Annotated in this window: 25 protein-coding genes, 1 tRNA gene and 1 riboswitch; of the genes, 11 read left to right on the top strand and 15 right to left on the bottom strand. The window is 62.0% G+C overall.

Features of this window, described 5'->3' with window-relative positions; all coding sequences use genetic code 11:
• Nucleotides 1–46: 46 nt before the first annotated feature.
• Nucleotides 47–1,078: an ABC transporter substrate-binding protein gene (locus tag AB6N07_RS14200; protein ID WP_370673738.1), complete on the bottom strand. Its 1,032-nt coding sequence runs from the start codon at nt 1,076–1,078 to the stop codon at nt 47–49.
• Between the two features lie 213 nt (nt 1,079–1,291).
• Here AB6N07_RS14200 and AB6N07_RS14195 point away from each other — a divergent pair, with 213 nt between their 5' ends.
• On the top strand, nt 1,292–2,038 hold the full coding sequence (locus AB6N07_RS14195) for a response regulator (RefSeq protein ID WP_370673737.1): 747 nt from the start codon (nt 1,292–1,294) through the stop codon (nt 2,036–2,038).
• Entirely contained in the window at nt 2,035–4,512 is a 2,478-nt protein-coding gene (locus AB6N07_RS14190) for an ATP-binding protein (protein ID WP_370673736.1), read from the top strand. Before AB6N07_RS14195 ends, AB6N07_RS14190 begins: the two co-directional genes overlap by 4 nt.
• A gap of 68 nt (nt 4,513–4,580) precedes the next feature.
• On the opposite strand, the gene AB6N07_RS14185 is transcribed toward AB6N07_RS14190, so the two are convergent.
• A tRNA-Gln gene (locus AB6N07_RS14185) sits at nt 4,581–4,654 on the bottom strand.
• Between the two features lie 392 nt (nt 4,655–5,046).
• Here AB6N07_RS14185 and AB6N07_RS14180 point away from each other — a divergent pair.
• On the top strand, nt 5,047–5,448 hold the full coding sequence (locus AB6N07_RS14180; RefSeq protein WP_370673735.1) for a hypothetical protein: 402 nt from the start codon (nt 5,047–5,049) through the stop codon (nt 5,446–5,448).
• A 133-nt stretch (nt 5,449–5,581) separates the two neighbouring features.
• A complete protein-coding gene (locus AB6N07_RS14175) occupies nt 5,582–7,195 on the top strand; it encodes a peptide chain release factor 3 (RefSeq protein WP_370673734.1) in 1,614 nt (537 codons plus the stop codon).
• 85 nt (nt 7,196–7,280) lie between these two features.
• On the opposite strand, the gene AB6N07_RS14170 is transcribed toward AB6N07_RS14175, so the two are convergent.
• The 8 genes from AB6N07_RS14170 to AB6N07_RS14135 form a co-directional block, all read right to left on the bottom strand.
• The gene (locus tag AB6N07_RS14170) at nt 7,281–8,873 is read right to left on the bottom strand and encodes an ABC transporter ATP-binding protein (RefSeq protein ID WP_370673733.1); all 1,593 of its coding nucleotides are present in this window, start codon (nt 8,871–8,873) and stop codon (nt 7,281–7,283) included.
• 1 nt (nt 8,874) lies between these two features.
• The gene (locus AB6N07_RS14165) at nt 8,875–9,999 is read right to left on the bottom strand and encodes an ABC transporter permease subunit (protein ID WP_370678240.1); all 1,125 of its coding nucleotides are present in this window, start codon (nt 9,997–9,999) and stop codon (nt 8,875–8,877) included.
• Nucleotide 10,000: 1 nt separating this feature from the next.
• Entirely contained in the window at nt 10,001–10,924 is a 924-nt protein-coding gene (gene oppB, locus AB6N07_RS14160; RefSeq protein ID WP_370673732.1) for an oligopeptide ABC transporter permease OppB, read from the bottom strand.
• 180 nt (nt 10,925–11,104) lie between these two features.
• Entirely contained in the window at nt 11,105–12,706 is a 1,602-nt protein-coding gene (locus tag AB6N07_RS14155; protein WP_370673731.1) for a peptide ABC transporter substrate-binding protein, read from the bottom strand.
• A gap of 152 nt (nt 12,707–12,858) precedes the next feature.
• Nucleotides 12,859–13,776: an allantoinase PuuE gene (gene puuE / locus AB6N07_RS14150; RefSeq protein ID WP_370673730.1), complete on the bottom strand. Its 918-nt coding sequence runs from the start codon at nt 13,774–13,776 to the stop codon at nt 12,859–12,861.
• Nucleotides 13,777–13,849: 73 nt separating this feature from the next.
• Complete coding sequence (gene pssA, locus AB6N07_RS14145) at nt 13,850–14,704, bottom strand: CDP-diacylglycerol--serine O-phosphatidyltransferase (RefSeq protein WP_370673729.1); 855 nt, start codon at nt 14,702–14,704, stop codon at nt 13,850–13,852.
• A gap of 11 nt (nt 14,705–14,715) precedes the next feature.
• Entirely contained in the window at nt 14,716–15,426 is a 711-nt protein-coding gene (locus AB6N07_RS14140) for a phosphatidylserine decarboxylase (RefSeq protein WP_370673728.1), read from the bottom strand.
• 160 nt (nt 15,427–15,586) lie between these two features.
• A complete protein-coding gene (locus AB6N07_RS14135) occupies nt 15,587–16,519 on the bottom strand; it encodes a DMT family transporter (RefSeq protein ID WP_370673727.1) in 933 nt (310 codons plus the stop codon).
• A gap of 104 nt (nt 16,520–16,623) precedes the next feature.
• A riboswitch (FMN riboswitch) is annotated at nt 16,624–16,774 on the bottom strand.
• Between the two features lie 172 nt (nt 16,775–16,946).
• Between AB6N07_RS14135 and AB6N07_RS14130 the strand changes: the two genes are divergently transcribed.
• Complete coding sequence (locus AB6N07_RS14130) at nt 16,947–18,347, top strand: MFS transporter (RefSeq protein WP_370673726.1); 1,401 nt, start codon at nt 16,947–16,949, stop codon at nt 18,345–18,347.
• Here the strand turns inward: AB6N07_RS14130 and yidD are convergent.
• Nucleotides 18,339–18,716 (bottom strand): membrane protein insertion efficiency factor YidD, encoded by a 378-nt coding sequence (gene yidD, locus AB6N07_RS14125; RefSeq protein ID WP_370673725.1) that lies wholly within the window; start codon nt 18,714–18,716, stop codon nt 18,339–18,341. The two genes, AB6N07_RS14130 and yidD, sit on opposite strands and share 9 nt — an antisense overlap.
• 9 nt (nt 18,717–18,725) lie before the next feature.
• Nucleotides 18,726–19,166, bottom strand: coding sequence for an iron-sulfur cluster assembly scaffold protein (locus AB6N07_RS14120; RefSeq protein ID WP_370673724.1), 441 nt, complete (start codon nt 19,164–19,166; stop codon nt 18,726–18,728).
• A 174-nt stretch (nt 19,167–19,340) separates the two neighbouring features.
• Between AB6N07_RS14120 and folE the strand changes: the two genes are divergently transcribed.
• From folE to AB6N07_RS14105, 3 genes are all read left to right on the top strand, one after another.
• The gene (gene folE, locus AB6N07_RS14115) at nt 19,341–19,955 is read left to right on the top strand and encodes a GTP cyclohydrolase I FolE (protein ID WP_370673723.1); all 615 of its coding nucleotides are present in this window, start codon (nt 19,341–19,343) and stop codon (nt 19,953–19,955) included.
• Between the two features lie 7 nt (nt 19,956–19,962).
• Nucleotides 19,963–20,436, top strand: coding sequence for a phosphoribosyl-AMP cyclohydrolase (gene hisI / locus AB6N07_RS14110; protein ID WP_370673722.1), 474 nt, complete (start codon nt 19,963–19,965; stop codon nt 20,434–20,436).
• 564 nt (nt 20,437–21,000) lie between these two features.
• Complete coding sequence (locus AB6N07_RS14105; protein WP_370673721.1) at nt 21,001–21,504, top strand: DUF6803 family protein; 504 nt, start codon at nt 21,001–21,003, stop codon at nt 21,502–21,504.
• A 58-nt stretch (nt 21,505–21,562) separates the two neighbouring features.
• Here the strand turns inward: AB6N07_RS14105 and AB6N07_RS14100 are convergent, their stop codons facing one another.
• The gene (locus AB6N07_RS14100) at nt 21,563–22,024 is read right to left on the bottom strand and encodes a PilZ domain-containing protein (RefSeq protein WP_370673720.1); all 462 of its coding nucleotides are present in this window, start codon (nt 22,022–22,024) and stop codon (nt 21,563–21,565) included.
• A gap of 57 nt (nt 22,025–22,081) precedes the next feature.
• Between AB6N07_RS14100 and AB6N07_RS14095 the strand changes: the two genes are divergently transcribed.
• Nucleotides 22,082–23,296, top strand: coding sequence for a GNAT family N-acetyltransferase (locus AB6N07_RS14095; RefSeq protein WP_370673719.1), 1,215 nt, complete (start codon nt 22,082–22,084; stop codon nt 23,294–23,296).
• Nucleotides 23,297–23,352: 56 nt separating this feature from the next.
• Nucleotides 23,353–23,778: an HIT family protein gene (locus AB6N07_RS14090; protein ID WP_370673718.1), complete on the top strand. Its 426-nt coding sequence runs from the start codon at nt 23,353–23,355 to the stop codon at nt 23,776–23,778.
• A 154-nt stretch (nt 23,779–23,932) separates the two neighbouring features.
• On the opposite strand, the gene AB6N07_RS14085 is transcribed toward AB6N07_RS14090, so the two are convergent.
• Entirely contained in the window at nt 23,933–24,316 is a 384-nt protein-coding gene (locus AB6N07_RS14085; RefSeq protein WP_370678239.1) for a winged helix-turn-helix transcriptional regulator, read from the bottom strand.
• Between the two features lie 151 nt (nt 24,317–24,467).
• On the opposite strand from AB6N07_RS14085, the gene AB6N07_RS14080 reads away from it, so the two are divergent.
• Nucleotides 24,468–25,358 carry an NmrA family NAD(P)-binding protein gene (locus AB6N07_RS14080; protein ID WP_370673717.1) on the top strand — a complete coding sequence of 297 codons (891 nt, stop codon included), beginning with the start codon at nt 24,468–24,470 and terminating at the stop codon, nt 25,356–25,358.
• Nucleotides 25,359–25,410: 52 nt separating this feature from the next.
• Here AB6N07_RS14080 and AB6N07_RS14075 read toward each other — a convergent pair whose 3' ends face one another.
• Entirely contained in the window at nt 25,411–26,166 is a 756-nt protein-coding gene (locus AB6N07_RS14075; protein WP_370673716.1) for a glycerophosphodiester phosphodiesterase family protein, read from the bottom strand.
• Between the last annotated feature and the right edge of the window lie 2 nt (nt 26,167–26,168).

Genomic DNA, 26,168 nt, shown 5'->3' with positions numbered 1-26,168 from the left:
GGATTTCGACCCGTCCCTCGATGGGAACGGGCCGAATTACGACGGATTATTCCTGGATCTGCCCACCGGCGTTCTTCACATCGACATCCCAGCGCTCAAGCAACCGGGTGCGGGTTTCCGATGAGCCATAGGTCTTGTAATCGTAGTCGATCAGCTTGACCGAGGCCATATCCGGCGCGTCCGGATCGGTCTTGGCACCCGGATTGGATGGAATGTTATAGACGCCGACCTCAAGGCCCGCCGACTGCGCGTCCGCCGAGATAACGTACTCGACCCATTTCTTCGCCTCTTCCTTATGCGGCGTGCCCTTGATGACGCTGACGGCGCCGGTTTCATACCCCGTGCCTTCGCAAGGCGCGACGATCTGAACCGGGAAGCCCTGTTTCTTCAGGTTGACCATGTCGTGCATGAAGCCGATGCTGATCGTGGTCTCGCCACGCGCCACAGCCTTGCCCGGCGCCGAACCGGATTTGGTGTACTGATTGATGTTGGCGCCAATCTCGGCAAGCAGCTTGAAGCCTTCATCCTCGCCGAACAGCTGCACCAGCGTGGCGAGTTCGGTATAGGCGGTGCCCGACGATTTCGGGTTGGCCACCTGGATCTCGCCCTTGTATTCGGGCTTGGCGAGATCACGCCAGCAGGCCGGCGCATCGAGCTTCTTTGCCGCCAATACCTCGGTGTTGTAGATCATGCCCAGCAGACCGACGTGGACGCCGATGGCCTTGCCGTCGGTCATGTCCGCCATGTTGCGCGCCCAGCCGAGCAGTTGCGACGTGTCGACGCCGGACGCCTCGGTCAAATCTTCGGTAGCGGCAATCATATGCGGGTCGCCAGTGCCACCCCACCACACGTCGATCTTCGGGTTGCCGGCTTCCGCGCGGATCTGGGCCAGCACCTCACCGGTGCTCTTGCGAACCATGGCAACGTCGACCCCGGTATCGATCTTGAAGTTCTGAGCCATCAGATCGCACCAGGCCTGCTCGTTCGAACAGACGACGTTGAGTGTGGCGGCACCGGCTGCGGATACAGAAATACCGGCCGCCAGCGCGATGGCGCTGACAGTGCAAAGACGGATCATGTTTTCCTCCCGTTCCCCCGGTCCTCGTCCAGGGCTGCTGAAACGTGACATGCAGTCCGGCTGCGAGACCAGACCCAAATGGTGGAGAAATGGCCGAGATCGCCTGGTTTTGTATGAACAATATTTCAAAGCCGGCGAAATCACGCCTCAAAGCGGGGCAACGCGACTGACGGCGAATTTCCGAGACGCCCCACATCAGCGATTGATGGGGGCATGACTCAGGAATACGAACGCCAAGTTTCAGATGGAGCCACCATCGCGATCATTGATGATGACGATGATCTGCGCGGCACGATGACCGCGCTGCTCAGGGAGAACGGCTTCACGCCGCTTCCGTTCCGTGACGCGGATGGCTACCGCCAGCTCGATACGCCCCCAAAACTTGATCTGGCGCTGATCGATCTCAACCTCGCAGGCGAGTCGGGGCTCGAACTGGCAATGGAAATCCGGGAGCGGGTTGGCATTCCCATTGTCATGCTGACCGGCTGGGGAACCGAAACGGATCGCATCGAAGGACTCGAAATCGGTGCCGACGATTATCTCATGAAGCCATTCAACCCGCGCGAACTGCTCGCTCGCCTCAAGGCCGTCCTACGCCGTTCAGGCTGGAAAACACCGACGCCGGATCGATCCAACCACCAGATAGAGGCCTTCGGGACCATGACGCTCGATCTGACCCGGCGCGAGCTCCTCGCCTCCGACGGCGGCGAGATACCGCTCACCAATGGCGAATACCGCTTGCTGGAATACCTGGTGCGAAACCGGGACCGCATCATTCCGCGGGTGGAACTGCTCAGGGAACTTGGCAGCGACCTTTCGACCTATGTCGACCGTACCATCGATGTCCTGATCCTGCGCCTGCGCCGCAAAATCGAGACCGTTCCCTCCAAACCTATCTATCTGCAAACCCGTCGCGGTCAGGGCTACATCTTCGTCACCACGTCGCGGAGCGAGCCGTGAAAGCGCTAGCCAACCTGTCGGTTCGCGCCCGATTGCAAGGCGCCTTGGCAATCCTCGCCTTGTTGACCTGCTTTGCCGGCGCGGTTGCCTGGATTACTCTCGAAGGTGGACAAAGCCGCCTCAAGACGCTGAATACCGGCACGCTGGCAGAGGTGGACGACGCGCTCCGCCTGTCGAGCGACGCAGCCGATTTGGCGACGCGCATGCCGTTTCTGCTGGCCCTCGACAGCCGATTTCGTGTTCATCAGGAAGGCGAGCATATCCTCGGCCTGATCGCCAATATCGAGAATCGCCCCGACCTCCAGCCTGTGATCGCGACCGATCTTGCGAAAATGCGCCAGGCCGTGTTCGACCTGCTCGCCGCGACCCAGTCCCGATCCGCCCTGCTCGATCGTATCCTACGCCTCAATGCCGAAGTGGCGCGCGAAGAGCGCGGTCTTGCACTCCTGTCAGCCGTGACGGACCAATCCATCAACGAACGTGGCGAGTGGCTGACACTGCAACGCATCGCGGCGGCCCTTCTCGGAGCAGGGCGAGCCGAAAATCTGATCGGCCTCGGTGAGTTCCAGCGAGAATTTTATGGTCTGACCCAGAGATTGCCATCCGCCGCAACAACCACCAGCCGTCAGGCGCGTCAAAGACTTACCGCGTTTGCCGAAGGCGACAGCGGCCTGTTCGAACTGCGTCGGCAGGAACTTGCCCATCGCATCGCCGCTGCCAACGCACTGGTGCGCATCCGCGTCGGCGCCGAAATCGTCAGTTCCTACGCGGCCGCCGTCACCGCCACGGCAAAGGAGGAGATCGCCAGCGAACTGTCCAGTACGACCACAGTAATCTCGGTCGCCAAGAGCACGATCCTCGTCGTCATGGGGGTCAGCACGGCCGTTGCGCTGTTCACGGCGCAATTCGTCGCCAGCTACGTCACGGCCAACCTGTCAGCCATTGCCGACGGCATGATGCGTCTTGCCGCTGGCGACCGCTCAAGTTCGTTGCCCCGCGGTTCTGGCAAAGGCGACGAGATCGGCAAGCTGCTGAGGGCCTTTCGAGTGTTTCGAGCCAATGCGATACGGCTTGACCGGGCGCATCGTCAACGGGTTCGCCAGACGGCTCTGCATGAGACCATGGTGCGCGGTATGTCCGACGGCGTTGCGGTGCTGGCCGCGGGAGGTGGCATAACGGCCACCAACGACCGCTTGGCCGAGGTGCTGGACCTGCCCCTTTCCAGCCTTGCGAGACCGGCCAACCTCGACCGCCTGCTCAAGACCAACGGCTGGCGCTCCATCTCAACCGCCGCCGGCTATTCCGAACTGACCGATCCTGGCGGCCGCACGATAGAGCGTCGCGACCGAAGCCTGCCTGCCGGCGGCACCGTCGCGCTGTTCTCGGACGCCACCGAGCGAAGGCAGCTTCAGGATCGCATGCAGCAGATCCAGCGGATCGAAGGCCTCGCAAAGATCTCCGGCGAGGTGGCCCACGACTTCGGCAACATACTCTCGACCATTTCCAGCAGCACGCACATGCTGGAGGGCGCATCGCCGGAGCGGAGCCGCGAACTGCGCAACTCGATCGCCAGCGCCATCGAACTTGGCACCTCGCTCACCCAACGACTGCTTGCCTTCGCCCGCCGTCAGCATCTCGAACCCGAGCTTGTCGAGCTCAACGAGCTCGTGGAGGGATTAACAGACCTTATCTATCTGACTCTTCGAGATAATATCGTTCTCAGCGTTCAACCCACCGATCAACCCCTTTTCGTCCGCGTTGACGCCGGCCAACTGGAAAGTGCCATCATCAACCTCTGTCTCAACGCCGCCCAGGCAATCCCGGACAGTGGCCGGATCACCATCACCCTCGCGTCGCCTGATGGCCAGCATGCCATCATAACCATAGAAGACACCGGCTGCGGCATGACGCCGGGCGTTCTGGCCCACGCCATGGAGCCCTTTTTCAGCGCCAGGCGCGACGGCAAGGGAACCGGTCTGGGCCTTGCGATGGTCTACGGATTCATTCGCCAATCCAATGGCGATGTGCAGATCGAGTCCGAGGAAGGAGCCGGCACAACCGTAAGGCTAACGCTCCCACTTATGGAGAAGACAGTTGATCTGTCCTCTCTCTCGCTCCCATGGCGCCGGATATTATTGGTCGAGGATGACCCCGCCGATGCCGAGCGATCGTCGGGGTTGCTGTCCGGAGCCGGCGCAATGGTCGAACTCTGCGCCAACGCGAGAGCGGCGCTACGTCGCCTCGCAGACGAGCAGGGATTTGATGCGGTGATCACCGATCTGCATCTCGGCAACGAGACGGCGGGTTGGCAGGTCGCCGAAAGTGCCCTCGCCAGTGATTCGAATGTTGTCGTTTTCGTCGTCTCGGGGCACCTGCCCGAGGTATCGCCGTTTGGAACGCGCTACGGCGCCAGACTCAAGCTGCTGAACAAGCCGCTCGATCTTGCCAATCTGCTGCGCGACCGCGCAGACTAACCGGAATCGTGACGAGCAACAGCGCGCCTTTATAGACGACTACAAGAATCTTACTACACAAGGAAGATTGGCTGGGGGACCTGGATTCGAACCAAGACGAACGGAGTCAGAGTCCGTCATTCTACCGTTAAATTATCCCCCAGCGGGACTCCGTCGGTTCGGAGGCGGCGATGAAGCGTCGCTTCGTCGGCTGCGGCGTTCTGGTACCCGATCGAAATCACCGTGTCAAGGCGTTGGCAAAGCTTCAGGAACACCACGCAGCCGAGAAACGGATGAGCGCCGCCGAGCCGGCTTTGCGGGCTGATTGCCCGCGAACGTATTTATTGCCAATGTCAATTCTGGCGAGGAGTTTTAGGGTATATTAAGAAAGCTGCGCCCAAAAGTCGCGCCGCGCCCTAACGCTCCCCCCCTTTCCGTGCCACTATGCCGGTTACGCGATCGCGCCAAGATGTTGGACGCCGTAAGGCGCGCCGGCCCCAAAACAACCATAGCGACGCGCCTCAGTCGCACCATGATGGACTACGCTGCACCCCGATGCCGTGGACGAGTTTTGCCCATGATCTCCCGCCGAAAGAGCCGGGAGCGCCCGACGACAGCGGTGCCCTGCTGCGCCTGATGCAGCTCGTGCTGGCCGGCGTCGAGGCATCAGGGAGCGAGGGCTGCCACCTCACACGCGATTCGGCGATCGTCAGCGTCGCCCGGGCGCTGGTCGGTGAGGCAACCGACTGGACCGCCGCCAGCCGCACCGCCACCATGGCGCTGCGCGACCTCGTGTGGCGTGTCGACACGGCGCGCGGGCTGCTGCTCGAGCAGGTTGGCGACCGCTCCCGCAAGGAGGTCGAAAACCTGCTCGATACGGCTGACATCCACGCCTTTTTGAAGACCATCCTGCTCGCACCGCCCCGTGCGGCGGAAGATGACGAAGAAATCGCCTGAAGCGGTTGACAAACGCCCCGCCGCGTTGTGGTTTGGCGGCCTTTCCGGGACCGCCGCGAGACCCTGGTAGAGCGAATGGTTATTTGCTCGGAGGCTTGCATCGGGGACGCAAATGTCGGAGCCGAACCACTAGATGAGCAGCCTTGAATCCTCTTCCTCCGCCGAAGCGCGGCTTCACCGCGAAATCGAGCGGCGGCGTACCTTCGCCATCATCTCGCATCCGGACGCCGGCAAGACGACGCTGACGGAAAAGCTGTTGCTGTTCGGTGGTGCCATCCAGATGGCCGGCCAGGTGCGCGCCCGAGGCGAGAACCGCCGTACCCGTTCCGACTGGATGAAGATCGAGCGCGACCGCGGCATCTCCGTCGTCACCTCGGTGATGACCTTCGAATATGGCGGCAACGTCTTCAACCTCCTCGACACGCCAGGCCATGAGGACTTCTCCGAGGATACCTATCGAACGCTGACCGCCGTCGACAGCGCCATCATGGTGATCGACGCGGCCAAGGGCATCGAAGACCGCACGCGCAAGCTGTTCGAGGTCTGCCGCATGCGCGACATCCCGATCGTCACCTTCGTCAACAAACTCGATCGCGAGGCCCGCGATCCGTTCGAAACGTTGGATGAGATCGAAAAGACGCTGGCCCTCGACACGGCGCCGATCACCTGGCCGGTCGGCTCGGGCAAGGAGTTCATCGGCACCTACGACCTGAAGCGCCGCCAGACTCGTCTGATGAACGAAAAGGGCGACGATCACCGCGACGAGATCGGCGACGAACAGCTCGATGCGCTTCTTAAGGAACGCTATCTGACCGATCTCAGGGAAGGCATCGATCTGGCCGCCGATGGCACCAATGCCTTCGATCTCCAGTCCTTCCGCGAGGGGCACTTGACGCCGGTGTTCTGGGGCTCGGCGTTGCGTAATTTCGGCATCAAGGACATCCTGGACGGCCTCGCCGCCTATGCCCCTCCCCCGCGCGATCAGGCGGCCTCGAGCCGCGTCGTCAAGGCGGAGGAGCCGAAGATGAGCGCCTTCGTTTTCAAGATCCAGGCGAACATGGATCCCAACCACCGCGACCGTATCGCCTTCGTCCGCCTCTGCTCGGGCAAACTCACGCGTGGCATGAAGGTCAAGCACGTCCGGACGCAGAAGACCATGGGCCTCACCGCGCCGCAGTTCTTCTTCGCCCAGGATCGCCAAATCGCCGACGAGGCCTGGGCCGGCGACGTGGTGGGCATTCCCAACCATGGCACGCTCAGGATCGGCGATACGCTGACCGAGGGTGAAAACCTTGCCTTCATCGGCGTACCGAGCTTTGCGCCGGAAATCCTGCGCCGCGTCCGCCTGGAGGACGCCATGAAGGCCAAGAAGCTGAAGCATGCCTTGCAGGAGCTTGCCGAGGAAGGCGTCGTGCAGGTGTTCCGCCCCGTAGACGGCTCGCCGGCGTTGGTCGGCTTTGTCGGCGCCCTGCAGCTCGACGTGCTTCAGGGCCGGCTCGAACAGGAATACGGCCTGGAGGTCGGCTTCGAGGTCAGCCAGTACAACATGGCGCGCTGGCTGGCCGGCGAAAAGCAGGACGTCATCGACTTCCAGAACGGCAACCGCGCGGGTATGGCCGAGGACGTCGACGGCGACCCGGTGCTGCTGGCCACCTCCGGCTACGCCTTCAACTACATCAAAGAGAAATGGCCGAAGATTCTCTTCACCGACATCAAGGAAACGCAGGCGCGAGCCGTGGAAGCGTAAACCCTCCAGCGGCAACGGAATGCAAAAACACAGAAGGCCGGGCGCAGTGTCCGGCCTTCGCTCTTCTTGAGTGCTCAGCCCACCATCACTTGCCGAAGGCGGCAGCCATCAGCTCGCGGGTGTAGCTCTCGCGGGGGGCGTCGAAGATCTGGTCGGCCGACCCTTCCTCGACGATCTCGCCGCTCTTCATGACAATGATGTAGTCCGAGAGCGCCCTGACCACCGCGAGATCGTGGCTGATGAAAAGGTAGCTGAGGTCGTGCTTGGCCTGCAGATCGCGCAACAGCTCGACGATCTGCTTCTGCACCGACCGGTCGAGCGCCGAGGTCGGCTCGTCCAGCACCACCACCTGAGGCTTCAGAATGATGGCTCTGGCGATGGCGATGCGCTGGCGCTGGCCGCCCGAGAACTCGTGCGGATAGCGGTTGCGCGTCGCCGGATCGAGCCCGACCTCCAGGAAGGCCTTGATGGCTCTGATGTCGCGGTCCGACTTGCTGAGCTGCGGCTCGTGAACCAGAAGGCCCTCAGTGACGATCTGTCCGGCGGTCATGCGCGGACTGAGCGATCCGAACGGATCCTGGAAGACCAGCTGCATCTGCCGGCGGTGGTGGCGCATCTCCTGCCGGCTTGCCTCCGAGATGTCATCGGTCCCGAAGCGGATGGCGCCCGTGCCGTGATTGAGGCGCAGGAGCGCCCGGCCGAGCGTCGACTTGCCGGAGCCGCTCTCGCCGACGATGCCGATCGTCTGGCCTTCCTTGAGGCGTATATCGACATTGTTCACGGCGTGAATGTCGAGCTTCTTGCCGCCCATGAATCCGCCGCCCATGCTGAAGCGGACGTCGACGCCCCGCCCCTCGAGCAGCACCGGCGCATTATCGGCCGGCGGCGCCTTGCGGCCCGTCGGTTCGGCGGCGAGCAACATCTTGGTGTAGGGATGCTGCGGATTGGCAAAGATGTCGGCCACCGTGCCGGTTTCCACCACCTCGCCTGTCCGCATCACCGCCACCCGATCCGAGAACCGGCGGACGATGCCGAGATCGTGGCTGATGAACACGATGGCGAGGCCAATCCGCTGCTTCAGCTCGGCGAGCAGCTCCAGGATCTGCGCCTGGATGGTTACGTCGAGCGCCGTGGTCGGCTCGTCGGCAATCAGCAGTTCCGGATCGTTGGCGAGCGCCATGGCGATCATCACGCGTTGACGCTGGCCGCCCGACATCTCGTAAGGATAGCTGTCGACGCGGCGTTCCGGATCGGGGATCTTCACGAGCTTCAGGAGCTCGATCGCCCGCGCCCGCGCTGCCTTGGCCGTGAGGCCACGGTGATGCATCATGGGCTCGGCGAGCTGCTTGCCGACCTTGTAGAGCGGATCGAGCGAGGTCATCGGCTCCTGGAAGATCATGGTGATCTTGGCGCCGCGGATGCGGTTCAGCTTGCCAAGCGGCAAGCCGATCATCTCCTGGCCCTGGAACTTGGCCGAACCTTCGGCGCGACCGTTGGAGGCGAGCAGCCCCATGATGGCCATCATGGTCTGGCTCTTGCCCGAGCCGCTTTCACCAACGATGGCCAGCGTCTCGCCCTTGTTGACCTTGAGGTCGATGCCCTTCACCGCGTGAACGTCACCGGTCGGCGTCGAAAAGCGGACGCTGAGGCCGCGAATATCGAGAAGCGTATCGGCCATGTCAGCGGTCCTTCGGATCAAGGGCGTCGCGCAAACCGTCGCCGATGAAGTTGAGGGCGAACAGCGTCACCACGAAGAAGATGGCCGGATAGATCAACAGCCACGGCACCGCCTGCATGCCCGTGGTGCCCTCGGCGATCAGCGATCCCCAGGAGGTCATCGGCTCCTGCACACCGAGGCCCAGGAAGCTGAGGAAGCTCTCGAGCAGGATGACCTTCGGCACTAGCACGGTGACGAACACCACGACCGGGCCGATGGTGTTGGGAATGACATGCCGTCGGATGATCTGCCAGTTGGAAAGGCCCATGGCATGCGCCGCCTCGACGAACTCGCGCCGTTTCAGCGACAGCGTCTGTCCGCGCACGATACGCGCCATGTCCAGCCACTCGATGGCGCCGATCGCCGCGAAGATCAGCACGAAATGCCGACCGAAGAACACGACGAGCATGATCACGAAGAACATGAACGGCAGCGAATAGAGGATCTCGACGAAACGCATCATCACGTTGTCGACGCGGCCTCCGAGATAGCCCGACACGGCACCGTAGGTGACCCCGATGATCAGCGACACGAAGGTTGCAAGAAGACCGACGGTGAGGGAGACCTGCCCACCAACCATGATGCGCGGCAGAAGGTCACGCCCGTTGCGGTCGGTGCCGACCGGGAAATATTCCCCGTTGATCTTGCCTTTCACCTCGATGGTCTTGCCATCGTCCAGCGTCGATGTGATCTCGGAGGCGTCGAACTCATCCGGCCGGTCGAGGTAGCGCATAGCGCGGGCATCGATCGGCTTGTCGGAGCTGATGCGCGCCGTATAGGTCGTGCCGTCGGCATCGAAAGCGTCGAGCCTAAGGTGAGCGCGTTCGACGGCCGTTTGCATCACCTGATGCAGAGTGTCCTCGAGCGGATAGGGACCGAGTGACGGTGGCACGGCGACGTAAGAGGGGAAAATCTGATCATACTTGTGCGGATAGACCCAGGTGCCGCCGAAGCTGAACACCGCCACGACGATCAGCACTATGAGACTGACCATCGCCGCCTTGTTGCGCAGGAAGCGATGGCGGGCCATGGCCCACAAGCTGATGCCGCGCACTGCGGTCACCGGCTCGCTGAGGGATTGCGTCATCTCACTCATAACGGACCCTCGGATCGAGAACGGCATAGAGAATGTCGACGAGAAGATTGAACACGACGATGAACACCGAGATCAGCACCACGGTGCCCATCACCAGCGTGTAGTCGCGGTTGAGGGCGCCGAGGACGAAATAGCGACCGACACCGGGCAGCCCGAACACCGTCTCGACCACCACCGAGCCGGTCAGAACGGCGGCAGCGACCGGACCGAGATAGCTGACGGCCGGCACCAGCGCGGCGCGCATGGCGTGGACGACGACCACAACACGGGTCGGCAGGCCGTAGGCGCGGGCGGTACGGATGTGGTCGGCTCTCAGCGTCTCGATCATCGAGCCGCGGGTGATGCGCGCGAACACGGCAAGCTGCGGCAGCGCGAGCGAGATCACCGGCAACAGCAGATTAGCGGGGCCACCGTCGCCCCAGCCGCCGGCCGGCAGCCAATGCAGCACCACGGCGAAGACGAAGGACAGGATCGGCGCCAGCACGAAATTCGGAACGGTGATACCGAAGCTCGCAATGCTCATCACGGCATAGTCGACGAAGGAGTTTTGCCGGAGCGCCGCGTAGGAACCGATGGCAATACCGCCAAACACCGCGAGAAGCAGCGCCCACGAGCCGAGAACCATCGAATACGGCAGGCTGTTGGCAATCAACTGGGCCACGGTGAAATCGCGATAGATGAAGCTCGGACCAAAGTCGCCGTGCAGGAGATTCCACAGATAGTGGCCGTACTGCACCACCAGCGGCTGATCGAGCAGGAAGGCGCGCTTGAGGTTCTCGAGCGTCTGCGGCTCCAAGGGGCGTTCGAGGTTGAACGGACCACCCGGCGCAACGCGCATCAGGAAGAAAGACATTGTGACGACGATGAAGATGGTCGGCAGGGCCGACATCAACCGTCGCAGGACAAAACGTAACATGGACCCGTCCCCGTTGGATTGGTCACGGAAGGCGAGAACGACCCGTCGGCCAAGGGCACCCGGCAACGAATATTCCGGATAGTCCGACGGGCGCCGCCTCCCCTTCACGGGAAAGCGCCGCCCTCAGGAACGTCGCCCTTTTCCCCGACAGAGGGAAATGGGCGAACGCCGTCGATCATCTCATTGAAGCGACAGGAACTTGGTCAGGTGCTCGTTGACGCCATTCAGCGCAAAGCCCTTGACCTTGTTTGAAACGAGCCAGGTGGAGGCATGCACCATCAGCGGCACGACACCCTGCTCGTCCATGGCGACCTGCTCGGCGTCATGCAGCATCTGCAAACGCTTGGCGGCATCGCGCTCCTCGTAGGAGCCCTTCATCAGCTCGTCGAACTTGGCATTCGTGTAGTGACCGTAGTTGAAGGTCTTGTTGGAGCTGACCATCAGGTTGAGGAAGTTTTCCGGGTCGGCATAGTCGGCCTGCCAACCGCAACGGGCCGCGTCGAACGAGCCGCCTTCCTGCAAGTAGGCGTAATGCGACTTCACGTCGAGGTTCTGAATGGTCACCTCGGCGCCCAGCGCCTTCCACATGTCGGCGACGGCGGTGGCCACCTTCTTGTGGTTCTCGTTGGTGTTGAAGCGGATGTCGACCTTAAGCGGCTTGCCGCCCTCGCCGTAGCCAGCTTCCTTCAGCAGGTCCTTGGCCTTGTCCTCACGGTCGAGCTGATCGAGCTCGGACCATTCGGGCTTGGCCGGCGTATAGCCGACAATGCCTTCCGGCACGAAGGAGTAGGCCGGCAGCTGCGTGCCGGAGAAGATCTTCTCCGACAGGAAGTCGCGATCGACGGCCATCGAGAAGGCCTGACGGACGCGAACGTCGTCGAACGGCGGCTTGCGCGTATCGAGGACGTAATAATAGGAAGAAAGGTCGGGCGCGGCCAGAACCTGGTCCTTGCCGAGCTTGCCCTCGAGGAACTTCTTCTGGTCGGTCTGGAAATTATAGACGACGTCCAGCTCGCCGGCTTCGAACATGCGCTCGGTGGTCGCCATATCTTCCGACGGATTGTAGATGACCTTGTCGATCTTGACGCTGGCCGCATCCCAGTACTTGGGATTCTTGACCGTCGTGAGATGATCGTTGGGCACGTTCTCGGTCAGGCAGTAGGCGCCGTTGCAGACGATGTTGCCCGGCTTGATCCACTCGCTGCCGAACTTCTCGATAGCCCAGCTCGGCACCGGCAGCGCGGCGTAATGGGCCAGCAGCTCGATGAAGTAGGGGGTCGAACGCTCAAGCGTGATCTCGAGGGTCTTGTCATCGATCGCCTTGACGCCCAGCGTGTCGACAGCGGCTTTACCGCCATTGATCGCTTCGGCATTCTTGATCGGATAGAGAATGTTGGCGTATTCGGCGGCTTCCTTCGGATCCTCCATCCGACGGTAGGCAAACACGAAGTCTTTTGCCGTCACCGGCTTGCCATCCGACCAGTTCGCGTTGTCGCGAAGCTTGAAGGTGTAGACCAGACCGTCGTCCGACAATTTCCAGCTCTCGGCTGCGCCCGGGATGACCTTGCCGTGCGGATCATAAATGGTAAGGCCCTCGAACATGTCGCGGACAATGAAGCCCTCGACGTCGATCGAGATGTGCGCCTGATCCAGCGTCTGCGGTTCGCCGCCATTGCCGCGGCGGATGACGACCTCGGCCAGCGACGGCGTCGCCAGAACCGCCAGCATCGAGCCGGCGATCAACGTCGCCGACAATGTGCGGAATATACGGTGGTTGGTCATTTTATCGAGCCTCCTGCCTGTAGTCGCGTCGACCGAGCGCTTACCGCCGATCGCCGAAATAATTGATTTTTCTTTGGTTTTCTTACCAGCGATTCAAAGGCGCCGGTAGTGCCAGCCGGCGCCAATTGTCGTTCTCTCTCTTTTTGCCAGCGTCAAGCGCCGGGCCGGTGTTGGGCGATCCAGTGCCAGGCGATATCGATCCGGCGGGGTACCCAGACCTTATCATGCGAAAGCACGTAATCTACAAAACGCTGAAGCGCGGCCACTCGGGCCGGTCGCCCGACGAGGCGGCAATGCAGGCCAACGTTCAGCATCTTGGGACTGCCGTTTCGGCCCTCCTCGTAGAGGACATCAAAAGCGTCCTTGAGGTACGTGTAGAACTGATCCCCCGAGTTGAAGCCTTGATTTGTCGCAAACCGCATATCGTTGGTGTCGAGCGTATACGGAATGATGAGATGCGGCCCGCTGGGTCCCTCCACCCAATAGGGCAGATCATCGGCGTAGGAGTCCGACGAATAGAGGAAACCGCCCTCCTCCATGGCGAGTTCGTTGGAGTGGATCGAGGCGCGGCCGGTATACCAGCCGAGCGGCCGCGATCCCGTGACCTCTTCGTGGAGGCGGATGGCTTCGAGCATGTGCTCGCGCTCGGCCTCCTTGGTATAGTCCTTGTAGTCGATCCACTTGAGGCCGTGGCTGGCGATCTCCCAGTCGGCCTCCTTCATGGCCGCCACTATCTCCGGATTGCGAGCCAGCGCGGTGGCAACGCCATAGACCGTGACCGGCACGGCGCGGGAGGTGAACAGGCGATGGAGCCGCCAGAAGCCGGCGCGCGAGCCGTATTCGTAAATGGACTCCATGTTGGCGTGCCGCTGGCCCGGCCAGGGCTGGGCGCCGACGATTTCCGACAAGAAGGCTTCGGAGGCAGCGTCGCCATGGAGAATGCAATTCTCGCCGCCCTCCTCATAGTTGACCACGAACTGCACCGCGATGTGAGCGCCTTCCGGCCAAGCGGCGTCGGGAGGATTGCGGCCGTAACCGACCATGTCGCGGGGATAGGTCTTATCGATCATGTCGCGTCACCTCGTCTGCTTGAGCGATTTACCGGCGCCAACGCCGGAGCAGCTAGAGCGGAGCGCAGCCGGCTCAGTGCGTGATCTCATCGTCGGGGAATGAGCCCCCCACGTCGAGCGTCAACTCATCTTCCTTAGTACCGTGCGTGCGCGCCAGCCGGTTCCACGCACGCCAGCCAAACGGAATATAAGCAAGGTAAAGAATGGTCAGAATGCTGAGGACATGGAATGGATAGCTGACCAGCAGCATGGCCAGGATAACAACGCCGATCAGGATAGGCACCACCCATTCGCGTTGGATGCCACCATATTTTTTGCCCGAGAAAGTCGGCACGCGGCTGACCATCAGCGCCGCGATCAACACGACATAGGCAACCACCACCGGTGCCGCCGCTTGCGGCACGTCGATGCCGACACGATCGATATAAATCGGCAGGAGCACGGCGAGCGCACCGGCCGGAATCGGCACCCCGGTGAAAAAGTTGGCCTGCCAAGCCGGCTTGTTCTCGCCCAACATCGTGTTGAAGCGAGCAAGACGCAAAGCACCGGCGATAGCGAACAGCACCACGGCAACCCAGCCGAAGGAATTGATGTCGTGGAAATTCCACACGAACAGCAGCAGCGGCGGTGCAACACCGAAGCTGAGGAAATCGCTAAGGGAATCGAGTTCGGCACCAAATTTTGAGGTGACATGAAGGTAGCGGGCGAGCCGACCATCGAGCCCATCGAGCACGGCGGCGATCAGAATGGCGTAGACCGCCATATCCACGCGCCCCTCAAAGCCCATGCGGATCGACGTGAGCCCGGCACACAGCGACAACAACGTCACGAGGTTGGGAATCACGCTCCGGATCGGAATACGACGAACCCGCTTCGGACGTTCAACGGCTTCCGGATCGGGATCAAACGGCGGGAAAAGTCCAGGCATTACCGTCCGCCTCAGGCCACACGCACGAAAGGCGTCTTGGTGATGCCGTCGATATCGGCGAGCACAGTCTCGCCGGCGATCGCCCGCGTACCTTCGGAGACGAGCGCCGTCGCCGTCGTCGGTAGATAGACGTCCACACGCGAACCGAAGCGGATGAGGCCGAAGCGATCGCCAACGGTAAGGCTCTCGCCCTCTCGCGTGAAGGAGACGATACGCCGAGCAATCAGACCGGCGATCTGAACCACGCCGACGATACGCCCGTCTGGTCGCTCGATCACCAAGCCGTTGCGCTCGTTGTCCTCGCTGGCCTTGTCGAGCTCGGCGTTGATGAACTTACCGGCCTTGTAGGCGATGCGGGTGACGCGGCCAGTGACCGGCGCTCGGTTTACGTGCACGTCGAACACGTTCATGAACACGCAGATCCGGAACAGCGGCTCGGAACCCAAACCGAGTTCACGAGGCGGCACGGCGAGGCCCACCGACGAAATGCGACCATCAGCCGGCGAAACGACGAGCGAGTTCGACACCGGCGTGACGCGTATGGGATCGCGGAAAAACAGAGCGCACCAGATGGTGAGCGCCAACCCGATCCAGAACAGCGGTTCGAACAGCCAGCCGAGCAGCACGGTCGCCGCCAGGAAAATCAGGATGAACTTGTGCCCTTCCGGATGGATCGGCGGCACGGCGTTCCGGATCGATTTCAGCACCGACATGTCATTCAAGCCCGTAGAACGGCGGGGCAACCCCGCTAAGAGAAACGGACTTTTCGCACGAATGAGCGACACATGCAAAGCCGGTCGCCGCCACTCGCCGGTTGTTCACACCGCTTTCGCCAAAAGACGGCGGCCGGAGCATTCGCTCCGCCCACCGTTGCCGCCATCCTCAAGCCGGCACGGGCTCGTCACCACCCCGCGTCGCGGTCTCCGTGCGCAGCAAGTAGAGTGATGCGCCGATAATCAGGATAGCGCCGCCCCAGAGATAGCCGCTCGGGGCATAGGCAAAGACCAGCCAACCGGCCAGCGTGTTGAGCGGCAGGCGCACGTTATCGAAGGTCTGGAGATAGGAAGCGTCAGCGCGCGCATAGGCGAGCGTCAGAAGATATTGCGCCGCGGCGGTCAGTGCTGCCAACGCCACCACCACCCAAAGCACCGTGCCTGCCGGCAGTGCGAAGGCGGCTCCCACGTCGAACCCGGTTGAAGTGAGCAGGAAGGCGGCATTGATCGGAGTGAGCAGCGCCAGCAGATAGATGGTCACCGAAGCCGGACTCTCAACGGCGGCGAGCTGCTTGGTCATCACCGACGAAGCCGCCCACATAGCCGCCGCGCCGAGCGGCAACAGGCTATAGACCGAGAAGCTGTCCGACCAAGGGGCGAGGATCAGCATGCCGCCGATAAACCCGACGACCGTGGCCAGTGCCCGATGTGGGCCGATACGCTCACCAAGGATGAGCCGGGCCGCCACGATGACGATGAACGGCGAGGTCATATCCACCGCCACCACTTGGGCGATCGGCACGCCGGCTGCCAGCGCACCGACGAAAAACTGTACGCCGAGCGTTGCGAAGACGACGCGAACGATATGCGCCACCGGATGGGCGGTGTGGAAGGCGCCGGCACCGAGCTTCAGAAGCGTGGGCAGGAAGAAGACGAGTGACAGGCCGTATTGCCAGAAGGCGAGCGCCTGCGATGAGAAATGGTAGGTTCCGGTCACCCACTGGGTGAGCACATTGATAGCGGCGAAGACGACGCCGGCCGACACCATGTAGATCGCCCCCAGCACGGGAAACGACTTGGTCTTGTTCGGGCTCTGATTCAAGGTTCGGATCCTTAAGACAAGGAACGACACGGAATCAGGGCGATCGGGTCATGAAGACAATCGGTCGCGGCCGGCAAACACCGTCGCGAACGGGATTTTCAGCATACCCTTCTCTTTCATCCGGACTGTACCGTCGGCTCCGGAATCCAACCGGATCTGCTGACCCCCGGCCTTACGGCTGGAGCGCTCGCGGGCTAGACGACTCACGCCGCCATTACCGCCGGTGGGGAATTTCACCCCGCCCCGAGAATGGTTGCCAGTGTGGGAACCCACGCCGACACAAAGACTTTAGTCCGAGAAGCATCGGAAATCAAAGGCGACACACCGTTTCCGCGCGCATGACAGTCATGTTCTCCGACATGTGATCGCTATCCCCTCGACCCTTGACCGCGCTTCCGCCATAAACCGGACGAAACGTGAGAAAGCCATGCTTATTCCGCTGATTGTCGCCTGCGCGCTCTTTATGGAAAATCTGGACAGCTCGGTGGTCTCCACCTCGCTACCGCAGATCGCCATCGATCTCGGTGTCGATCCGATTTCCCTGAAACTGGCCTTCACCAGCTATCTGATTTCGGTGGCTGTCTTCCTGCCGATCTCCGGCTGGATGGCGGACCGTTTCGGTGCCCGAACCATCTTCCGTCTCGCCATCGTGGTGTTTGTAACCGGGTCGATACTCTGCGGCCTGTCGTCATCACTCGAAGGTTTCGTCGCCTCCCGCATCGTCCAGGGCGCCGGCGGCGCGATGATGGTGCCGGTTGGCCGGCTGGTAATGCTGCGCTCGATTCAGAAGTCCGATTATCTGCGCGCCATGAGCTGGCTGACGGTGCCGGCCATGATCGGCCCGGTGCTCGGGCCGCCGCTCGGCGGCTTCATCACCACCTTTTTCCAGTGGCGCTGGATCTTCTGGATCAATATCCCGATCAGCATCGTCGGTCTCATTCTCGTCAGCATTTTCATCAAGAACTACAAGGAAGAGAATCTTCCGCCGCTCGATACGCGCGGTTTCGTGCTGTCCGGCATCGGTCTCGCTGGTTTCGTATTCGGCGTCGCCGCCGGCGGCATCGGCGTGCTGCCAACCTGGCTCGACATCGCCCTGATCACGGTCGGCGCGGCTTCGCTCTATGCCTATGCCCGCCACGCGGTGGAAACCCCCGAACCGTTGATGGACTTGAATCTCTTCCGTTTGCCGACATTCCGCGTATCGGTGCTCGGTGGTCTTCTGTTCCGCATCGGCGTTGGCGCCATTCCCTTCCTTCTGCCGCTTCTTCTTCAGCTCGGCTTCGGCATGACGCCGTTCGAAAGCGGCATGCTCACCTTCGCCACCGCCGCCGGCGCGGTATTCATGAAGTTTTCAGCGCCTCGCATCGTCCGGGCCTACGGTTTTCGCATGGTGCTGATGGTCAACACGCTGTTCACCACCGCATTCCTCTTGGCTATTATCTCTTTCAGCAAGGAGACATCGCATCTGGTGATCTTCGCTGTGCTGCTGGTTGGCGGTTTCTTCCGCTCCTTGCAATTCACCGCGCTCAATGGTCTCGCCTTTGCGGAGGTGGACAATCGGCATATGAGCCACGCCACTTCGATCTCCTCGGTCGGCCAGCAGATCTCGGCGGCGCTCGGCGTCGCGGTTGGTGCCACCGCCCTTGAGATCACCCGCTCGATGCGCGGCGACATGGCCGTCCTTCCAACGGACTTCATTCCGGCCTTCCTGGCGCTGGCGGTGATCGGCCTTCTCTGCATCCCGATCTATGCCCGGATGTCGCCGAACGCCGGTTCTGAAGTCTCCGGCCATCGCGCCGCCGAGGCCGCTGGGGAGGCGTCAGTCTAGCCGAGTCGCCGGATCGATATGAGTGCCGCTCCAGCGCGCGCCCTTCCAGGGGCGCCACCACCGATAGGTTCGATCGATCGTCTCTGGCACCGGATCGAAGCCGGACGAGCCCCAGGGATTGCAGCGGAGAATGCGGGCAAGGCCCATCCAGCCACCGGCCCATAAGCCGAACCGGCCGATTGCCTCGTCGGTATAGCTGGAGCAGGTGGGAAGATGACGGCACTGCCGCCCCATCAAAGGCGACAAAACGATCTGATAGACTCGTATCAGTCCCCGGCCAACAAGACGCCCCGGCGTCGACCGACGAGTCGTAACGTCTGAATTGACGTGGCCGCCTTCATCGCTATGTCGCTGTCCGCATTCGCACATGGCCGATTCCTAGCCAGCGACACGCGCGGCGGCGATATCGTCAAGGCAAGCAACCACCGCCTCGAACACCAGCATGGTCGAAGTGTGTCGCGCCTTGAAGTCGCGCACCGGCTCAAGATAGCGAAGCTCGGCAAAGCGACCGGCCGGCGGCGCGGCGCCCTCTTTGAGCATGGCGAACATCTCGTCACGCGCCTGCCTGAGTTCGGCGGACGTGGCACCCACCACGTTTTTAGCCATAACGGCCGCCGCTGCCTGCCCCAGCGCGCAAGCCTTCACCTCGTGAGCATAGTCGGCAACGACGTCACCTTCTAACCGGAGATCGACGGTGATCCGCGAGCCGCATAACTTGGAATGGCGCGTCGCCGTGGCATCCGGCCCGGCAAGACGGCCGACGCGGCCTATGTTGCCGGCCAGTTCAAGGATGTGCGCGTTATAGACGTCGTCGAGCATGCTGACACCTTCGGCGGACGGCCAAGCATAATATCCAGCTTCTCGCCAACCGCCTTTGAACTCCGGGGCACGACGCGTATATAGGCCTGAGACGGCCTTCCCGCCAAGCGCGGAGACAAGCCGGACGTTGTGGCCTCCGCGAGAACCTGCGCGAGACCCCAGGAAGGACCAAGCATGGACGATGCCATCTTCACCGCCAGTGCCCGCAAAACTCGCCGCCCAAGCCGCGAGGAAGCCGAGGCCGCCGTCCGCACGCTCATTGCCTATGCCGGCGAGGATCCGGAACGTGAGGGGCTACGTGACACCCCCAAGCGCGTCGTCAAAGCCTATGCCGAGCTTTTTTCAGGCTACAGCCAAACCGACGAGGAAGTGCTCGACCGCATCTTCACCGAGGTAGCCGGCTACGACGAGTTGATCCTCGTTCGTGACATCCCTTTCTATTCGCACTGCGAGCACCATATGGTGCCGTTCATCGGCAAGGCCCACATCGCCTACTACCCAACCTCAGGTGTCGTTGGTCTCTCCAAGCTCGCCCGCATCGTCGAAATGTACGCCCGTCGGCTACAGACGCAGGAAACGATGACCGCTCAGGTCAGCAATGCCATCGAAAAGGTGCTGAAGCCGCGAGGCTGCGCCGTGCTGATCGAGGCGGAGCATCTTTGCATGGCGATGCGCGGCGTGCAGAAGCCGGGCGCGTCGACGGTGACCGCCCGTTTCACCGGCTGCTTCAAGACCGACCCCACCGAACAGGCCCGCTTCATGATGATGCTGCGCGGCGAAGGCAAGTGATCCCGACATGACGTCCGAGACGAAACTGTTCCCGCCCGCCGGCAATAAGGCGGCGCTTGAGGCGGGTGATGTGCTGACCCCGCGCTTCGGCCCGGACGGCACGATCGCCTGCGTCACAGTCGACGCCGATAGCGGTCAGGTGCTGATGGTCGCCTACATGAGCGCCGAGAGCCTCGCGCTGACCATTCAAACCGGCGAAGGCTGGTATTGGAGTCGGTCACGCAACGAGCTCTGGCACAAGGGCGCCACCTCCGGCAACGTACAGAAGGTGGTCGAACTTCTGACTGACTGCGACCAGGACGCGCTCGTATTGCGCGTGCGCGTGGACGGCACCGGCGCCACATGCCACACTGGACAGCTCTCCTGTTTCTACCGGCACGCTCCCATCGGCCAGAAGGCGGCCGAGGGCCCGGTGAGGCTCGAACACATCGGCGGCGACCGTCTTTTCGACCCTGTCAAAGTCTACGGGCATGGGCACTGAGGGCCTTGCCGCGTTTTCCCTTGATTGACGGCGGTCGGCCGGCCTGCTGATAGTCGCGCCGTCGCCGTTCAGTCATAAAGGTCGGCATGCCCCGCCAGGTCTTCGTCCTCTTCGCGCTGCTGATGCTGACCTTCATGTCAGTCGCCTCCGCGCACGAGCACGGCATGGCGCACACCCCGTCACAGCTCACCGAGACAACGGCGCCTGTTGCCCCGACCGCGACGACACAAGCCCTCGATCATGCTGTCGTTTGGCTTGCCTCCTCCAGCGCTTCCCTCTGCTCTGACGCGCGCGACGCCTGCCGCAATCATAGCAAGTTTACCGACTGCACCTGCCCGGCCGCCTGCTCCGGCGTATTCAGTGTGACTGCGACAACGACTCTTCTTTTAGCCGCGGTCTCCGCTGCCGCGCCTAGCAGCGTCCGGCGCCTGTTGGCCACGTCCTCCGCGCCACCGACGCCACCACCCCGCGCCTGATCGTCTTCCGAACGACCATCCATCAACGGACCATTTGCCACAGTCGCCGGCCGCAGTGCCGCGTCTGTCGGCACGGAGACAGACGATCATGCCTATGACTCACTACATGCAGCTGCTGGCCAGCAACCAGCCCTGGAACCTTATCCTGTTCATGGCTGTGCCGGTGATCCTCGCCGAAACCATCGCCATTGCCGAACTCTATCTGCTGTATACGCGCCATCTCGATGGCGCCGTGCGGAAGGTAAGCCGGATCGCTGGATCGATCGCCGGCATCTACTTCCTCGGCGTCTTCCTCTACCTGTTCTTCACCGCCGTGGTGCCCCTGACCATTGGTGGCGCCTGGCGTGGGCCGGCTGACGTGATCGCCGTCGGCTTTTACCTGACCGGCGTCATCCCGCTCGGTGGTATCGCATTGATCGATCTTGGCTTTCTCTGGAAGGGCCGCACTCCTGAGGCGCGGCTCGGCCTGCATGCCGGCTTTGTGGCGCTGTTCCTGATCGTCGCCCACGTGGCGATGATTTTTGGCATGCTCGACCCGACGCTACTGACCGGCACAGACCCGATGGCAGCAATGCCCGGCATGGCGCCCTGACAATCGACCAGGCGGCGGGCGCACTATTGCCCGTCGCCGCAATTACTCGATTGGGAGATCAAACGGTCAGGTTATGGCTTTCGTCGCCAAAGCTGAACCGGATGCCGGCTTCCTCGTCCCGCGACCAGGCAACGATACCGTCCAACACCATTTTCTGTGACGGGATACGAACGATGACCGGATCACCCGGTGCGAACAACATTCCAATGGTACGGACACGACAGCCGCTATGGCTGATGTTTTCGACAATGCAGGCGATATCGCGCGGGTCGGAATGGACCAGAGCCGGCCAGTGGCAATTCAATCGCTCCGCCCGTCGCTGCTCACCAACCCTCACGTTAGGGTTGCGCAAGCGGGTAATGAGCTCCGCCATTTCTCGCTTTGACAACTTACGGTCTGTATGCACGCCCGAATATCCGTCATTGGCAACAACCTCAACTTGGGGCTTTCTCGTTAATCCTTGGTTTACCCCGTCACCATTTGGCCAATGATCGTAGGAAAAATTCGGGATTTGCATCATCAGTCGCGGCGGAGCTATCCTAAGGGCTAATCCGTATCCGAGCCTCGCATTCTGTCCATGTCCCATTCGTTTTCACTGCGCACTGTCGACGGGCTCGCCGCTGTCAGCAAGGCCGACTGGGATGGCCTCGCCAACCCCGGCTGGGAGACAGGCGCGCGCGGCGCCATCCGTTGGATGAGTGACGAACCGCCCTTCCCCTACAATCCCTTCATCAGCCATGACTTCCTGCTGATTTGCGAGGAGGCGGGATGCGCGACCGCCGAGACCGGCTGGCTGCCGAGCCACCTGCTCCTCGAAGACGAGGACGGTCATCTCATCGGTGCGGCCCCAGCCTATCTGAAGGGCCACTCCTATGGCGAATATGTCTTCGACCATGGCTGGGCCGATGCCTGGGAGCGATCTGGTGGACAATACTACCCCAAGCTGCAGTCATCCATTCCCTTCAGTCCAGTGACAGGTCCGCGCCTCCTCGCAGCCGATGACGCGACGCGACAAGCGCTGGCACGCGGCATGAAGCTCGTCGCCGACCGCTACGAACTCTCCTCGGCGCATGTGACCTTTATTGATGAGGAAAGCGCCGCCGCGCTTGGCGCCGAGGGCTGGCTCGAACGGCTCGACCAGCAGTTCCAGTTCAGGAACGATGGCTACACGACCTACGACGACTTTCTAGGCCGCCTCGCCTCGCGCAAGCGCAAGGCGCTGAAACGCGAACGACGGGAAGCGCTGCAAGACGGCATCAGCGTCGAATGGGTAACCGGCAGCGACCTCACCGAGGCTCACTGGGATGCCTTCTTCGCCTTCTATATGGATACCGGCAGCAGAAAGTGGGGAACGCCCTACCTCAACCGTCGTTTCTTTTCACTGCTATCCGAACGAATGGCCGACCGCATCCTGCTCGTCATGGCGCGTCGGGCCGGCCGCTACATCGCCGGAGCGCTCAACCTCATCGGTTCCGACCGCCTCTACGGCCGCAATTGGGGGGCCATCGAGGAACACCCCTTCCTGCATTTCGAGGTCTGCTATCATCAGGCCATCGATTACGCGATCGAGCACCGTCTGGCAGTGGTCGAAGCCGGAGCACAGGGCGAACACAAGCTGTCGCGTGGCTATCTGCCGGAGACGACCCGTTCGGCTCACTATATAGCCGATGCCGGATTCCGGCGCGTAGTGGCCGACTTCCTCACTCGCGAGAGACGCGCGGTCCTCAGCGCCGAAACGGAACTCGAAAGCCTTGGTCCCTTCCGCCGTGGGCCACTTCAGGAACAGGATTGACCGACCGGGCACGAGGGACCACCTTGCGCTCCGACGGTTCCTCCTGGGAGAATACGATGACCGCTTATGATGCCGACAATATCTTCGCCAAGATCCTGCGTGGCGACATTCCCGCCTACAAGGTCTACGAGGACGACGACGTCTTGGCTTTCATGGACGTTATGCCGCAGTCGGACGGCCACACGTTGATTCTCCCCAAGACACCGGCCCGCAATATTCTTGACGTCGATCCTGACGTTCTCGCCAAGGTCATCAAGGTAACGCAGAAGATCGCCAAGGCGGCCGTCAGCGCCTTCGAAGCCGACGGCGCCGTCGTCATGCAATATAACGAGGCACCGGCTGGCCAGACCGTCTTCCACCTGCATTTCCACGTGGTACCGCGCTACCTTGGCGCGCCGCTCCGCCCGCACACCGGCAAGATGGCCGACAGCGCGCTGCTCACAAACCACGCCGAGAAGCTCAAGGCCGCTCTGGCAGAGTGAGGCGAAGTCTCATAGCCTGACCCGAAACTCTACTGGGGCGGACATCTAGCTTCGAATTCTGCGCCTCCGGTGCTCACGAACCTCAAGTTCGCTCCGCTCCGGTTCTCGAATTCATCGCTATCTGCCGCACCCCAGCGAATTTCGAGTCAGGCTCTCAGAGATTCTCACGATCGAAGGCGACGCGCGCCGCCTCAACCGCGTCACGCGTCCTGACCGCCCAGTCGACCAGCCCCGACAGCGGCGTCATCAGCGATTGACCAAGCTCGGTGAGGCTATATTCGACGGCCGGTGGCGTGGTTGGAAATACCTTGCGCGCCACATAGCCATCGCGTTGCAGGTCGCGGAGCGTCTGGGTCAGCATACGCTGTGAGATATCGGGGATGGCGCGCTTGAGCTCACCGAAGCGATGCGGACGCAACGCCAGCGTCAACACCATCAACGTGCTCCATTTGTCTCCGATACGGTCGAGCACGCCTCGAACCGGGCAGGCATCGAAATTCGGCTCTGTCCTGATGGCTTGCTGAAAACCATCGAGCATGCCCCCCACATTATCGGAAATTTCCGTCTTCACCGGTTCCCTCCAAGTAACTAACGCAGGCCAAACTGCCGTCTTGCCCATCAGAACCTGATCTCTATTTTATGCATAGTCTCGAAAAGAGACAATGTTGCATTCCATATGAGGATCGTCCATGAGCGAGAAACTGATGGTCACCGGCGCCGCTGGAAAGCTTGGCCGCAGCGTGGTTACCCTACTTATCGACGAGTTTGGCATTTCGCCCTCTGACATCGTCGCAGGGACCCGCGACCCTAGCAAGCTCGCCGACCTTGCCGCGCGCGGTGTGGCGGTGAGGGCCGTCGACTTCGGCAAGCCGGAGACGCTCGTATCGGCCCTCACCGGGATCGACCGCCTGCTGATCGTATCGACGGACGCCATCGGCAGCCGCCTCGCCGGCCAGCAGGCCGCCGTGGCCGCGGCAAAGACGGCCGGCGTCAAGGGAATCGTCTACACATCCGCCCCCAATCCTCACGGCGCCAACCACCCACTTTTCTTCGCAGGCGACCACGCCGGTACCGAAACGTCCATTTTCGAAAGCGGCCTGCCCTACCGAATTCTGCGGAACCATTGGTATCAAGAGAACTTCTTCATGGGCTTGCCGGCAGTCGTGAAGCAAGGCACCTGGTACACGTCGGATAAATCCGGCACCAAGGTAACCTATGTTGCCCATGACGATTGCGCCCGCGCCGCCGCCGCCGCCCTGACCCATCCGTGGGCCGACGACAAATCCATCTACGACATCACCAGCGACGAAACATTCACGACCGAGGAAGTGGCCAGCCTAGCCTCCGGAATACTGGGCAAGCCGATCAACGTCGTGCGGCTGTCGCCAGAGGTGCTGGGCGCCAATCTCAAGGCAGCCGGCGTACCCGATTTCGTAATCACGCTTATGCTTTCGATGGATGCAACCAACAGCGCCGGCCTGCTGGCGAAAACGTCCGGCGCTGTGGAAGAGCTGACGGGACGCAAACCGCGCTCGCTCGCGGCATTCTTCGAGGCGAACCGGGCTGCCTTCGTGGCATGATAAAGCTGGGGCGCCAATTGCGGCGCCCCACCCCGTTATCTGAAACGGCTCCTCAGGCGTCGGGATCGAAGCCCTCGAACACCAGTTGAGCACCGAAGTCGACCGCGGCCTGCCGCTCATCCGGCTTGCGGATGGTCCAAGCTGTCACCGGCAGCTTCCACTCGTCACGGATCCGGCAGCTGACGTCATTTCCCAAGAGCCTTACCCAGTAGCTCACGAACTGGAACTGCGACCACGACCGATGTGAAAGGGTGGCGAGTTCCTCGCGGTCAAGCACGCGATACTCGTTGTAATCCTTTGCGCTGGCCGCGTCGTCGGCGACGATGCCTCGCGGCAGGTCCGGAGCGATCTCGGCGATATCCTGGATCTGGCGCGGATCGAACGATTCCACCACCACCGGCCCGCCATAGGTCGAAAGCTCCCGGGCCGTGGCCTCGACAAGGTCACGCTGACGCGCAGTGAAATAGCTCTTGATCTCGATGACCAAACCGGTGCGGCCACCGACGAGGTCGAGCACCTCCCGCAGCGTCGGGATGCGATCCTCGGTCCCGACCATCGGGATCGCCTTGAGCTCGGCCATTGTCCGGCCGGCCACCGGGCCCTTGCCGGTGGTCAGGCGATCGAGAACGTCGTCGTGGAAAACGTAGACCACACCGTCGGCGGAGAGATGAACATCCATCTCCATCGGAAATCCCGCCCGCGCCGCGGCGTCGAAAGCCGAAAGCGTATTCTCGATCCGCCCCACCTTGGCGTCATGCAAACCACGGTGAGCGATGGGGCGGGCGGTCAGCCAGGAAAAATCGGTCATTT

Origin of the sequence: Pleomorphomonas sp. PLEO, assembly GCF_041320595.1 — a bacterium.
Lineage (GTDB): Bacteria > Pseudomonadota > Alphaproteobacteria > Rhizobiales > Pleomorphomonadaceae > Pleomorphomonas.
This window is presented reverse-complemented; position numbering and strand designations above follow the sequence as displayed.

Bases quoted from the DNA above. Each gene is read 5' to 3' on its own strand.
- AB6N07_RS14155 (WP_370673731.1), bottom strand. From the start codon at position 12,706: ATGACCAACCACCGTATATTCCGCACATTGTCGGCGACGTTGATCGCC.
- AB6N07_RS14085 (WP_370678239.1), bottom strand. From the start codon at position 24,316: ATGCTCGATGGTTTTCAGCAAGCCATCAGGACAGAGCCGAATTTCGAT.
- AB6N07_RS14200 (WP_370673738.1), bottom strand. From the start codon at position 1,078: ATGATCCGTCTTTGCACTGTCAGCGCCATCGCGCTGGCGGCCGGTATT.
- AB6N07_RS14130 (WP_370673726.1), top strand. From the start codon at position 16,947: ATGCTTATTCCGCTGATTGTCGCCTGCGCGCTCTTTATGGAAAATCTG.
- AB6N07_RS14095 (WP_370673719.1), top strand. From the start codon at position 22,082: ATGTCCCATTCGTTTTCACTGCGCACTGTCGACGGGCTCGCCGCTGTC.
- AB6N07_RS14195 (WP_370673737.1), top strand. From the start codon at position 1,292: ATGACTCAGGAATACGAACGCCAAGTTTCAGATGGAGCCACCATCGCG.
- AB6N07_RS14090 (WP_370673718.1), top strand. From the start codon at position 23,353: ATGACCGCTTATGATGCCGACAATATCTTCGCCAAGATCCTGCGTGGC.
- AB6N07_RS14120 (WP_370673724.1), bottom strand. From the start codon at position 19,166: ATGCTCGACGACGTCTATAACGCGCACATCCTTGAACTGGCCGGCAAC.
- hisI (WP_370673722.1), top strand. From the start codon at position 19,963: ATGACGTCCGAGACGAAACTGTTCCCGCCCGCCGGCAATAAGGCGGCG.
- AB6N07_RS14180 (WP_370673735.1), top strand. From the start codon at position 5,047: ATGCCGTGGACGAGTTTTGCCCATGATCTCCCGCCGAAAGAGCCGGGA.
- AB6N07_RS14105 (WP_370673721.1), top strand. From the start codon at position 21,001: ATGCCTATGACTCACTACATGCAGCTGCTGGCCAGCAACCAGCCCTGG.
- AB6N07_RS14075 (WP_370673716.1), bottom strand. From the start codon at position 26,166: ATGACCGATTTTTCCTGGCTGACCGCCCGCCCCATCGCTCACCGTGGT.
- folE (WP_370673723.1), top strand. From the start codon at position 19,341: ATGGACGATGCCATCTTCACCGCCAGTGCCCGCAAAACTCGCCGCCCA.
- oppB (WP_370673732.1), bottom strand. From the start codon at position 10,924: ATGTTACGTTTTGTCCTGCGACGGTTGATGTCGGCCCTGCCGACCATC.
- yidD (WP_370673725.1), bottom strand. From the start codon at position 18,716: ATGTGCGAATGCGGACAGCGACATAGCGATGAAGGCGGCCACGTCAAT.
- AB6N07_RS14080 (WP_370673717.1), top strand. From the start codon at position 24,468: ATGAGCGAGAAACTGATGGTCACCGGCGCCGCTGGAAAGCTTGGCCGC.
- AB6N07_RS14170 (WP_370673733.1), bottom strand. From the start codon at position 8,873: ATGGCCGATACGCTTCTCGATATTCGCGGCCTCAGCGTCCGCTTTTCG.
- puuE (WP_370673730.1), bottom strand. From the start codon at position 13,776: ATGATCGATAAGACCTATCCCCGCGACATGGTCGGTTACGGCCGCAAT.
- AB6N07_RS14100 (WP_370673720.1), bottom strand. From the start codon at position 22,024: ATGATGCAAATCCCGAATTTTTCCTACGATCATTGGCCAAATGGTGAC.
- AB6N07_RS14165 (WP_370678240.1), bottom strand. From the start codon at position 9,999: ATGACGCAATCCCTCAGCGAGCCGGTGACCGCAGTGCGCGGCATCAGC.
- pssA (WP_370673729.1), bottom strand. From the start codon at position 14,704: ATGCCTGGACTTTTCCCGCCGTTTGATCCCGATCCGGAAGCCGTTGAA.
- AB6N07_RS14175 (WP_370673734.1), top strand. From the start codon at position 5,582: ATGAGCAGCCTTGAATCCTCTTCCTCCGCCGAAGCGCGGCTTCACCGC.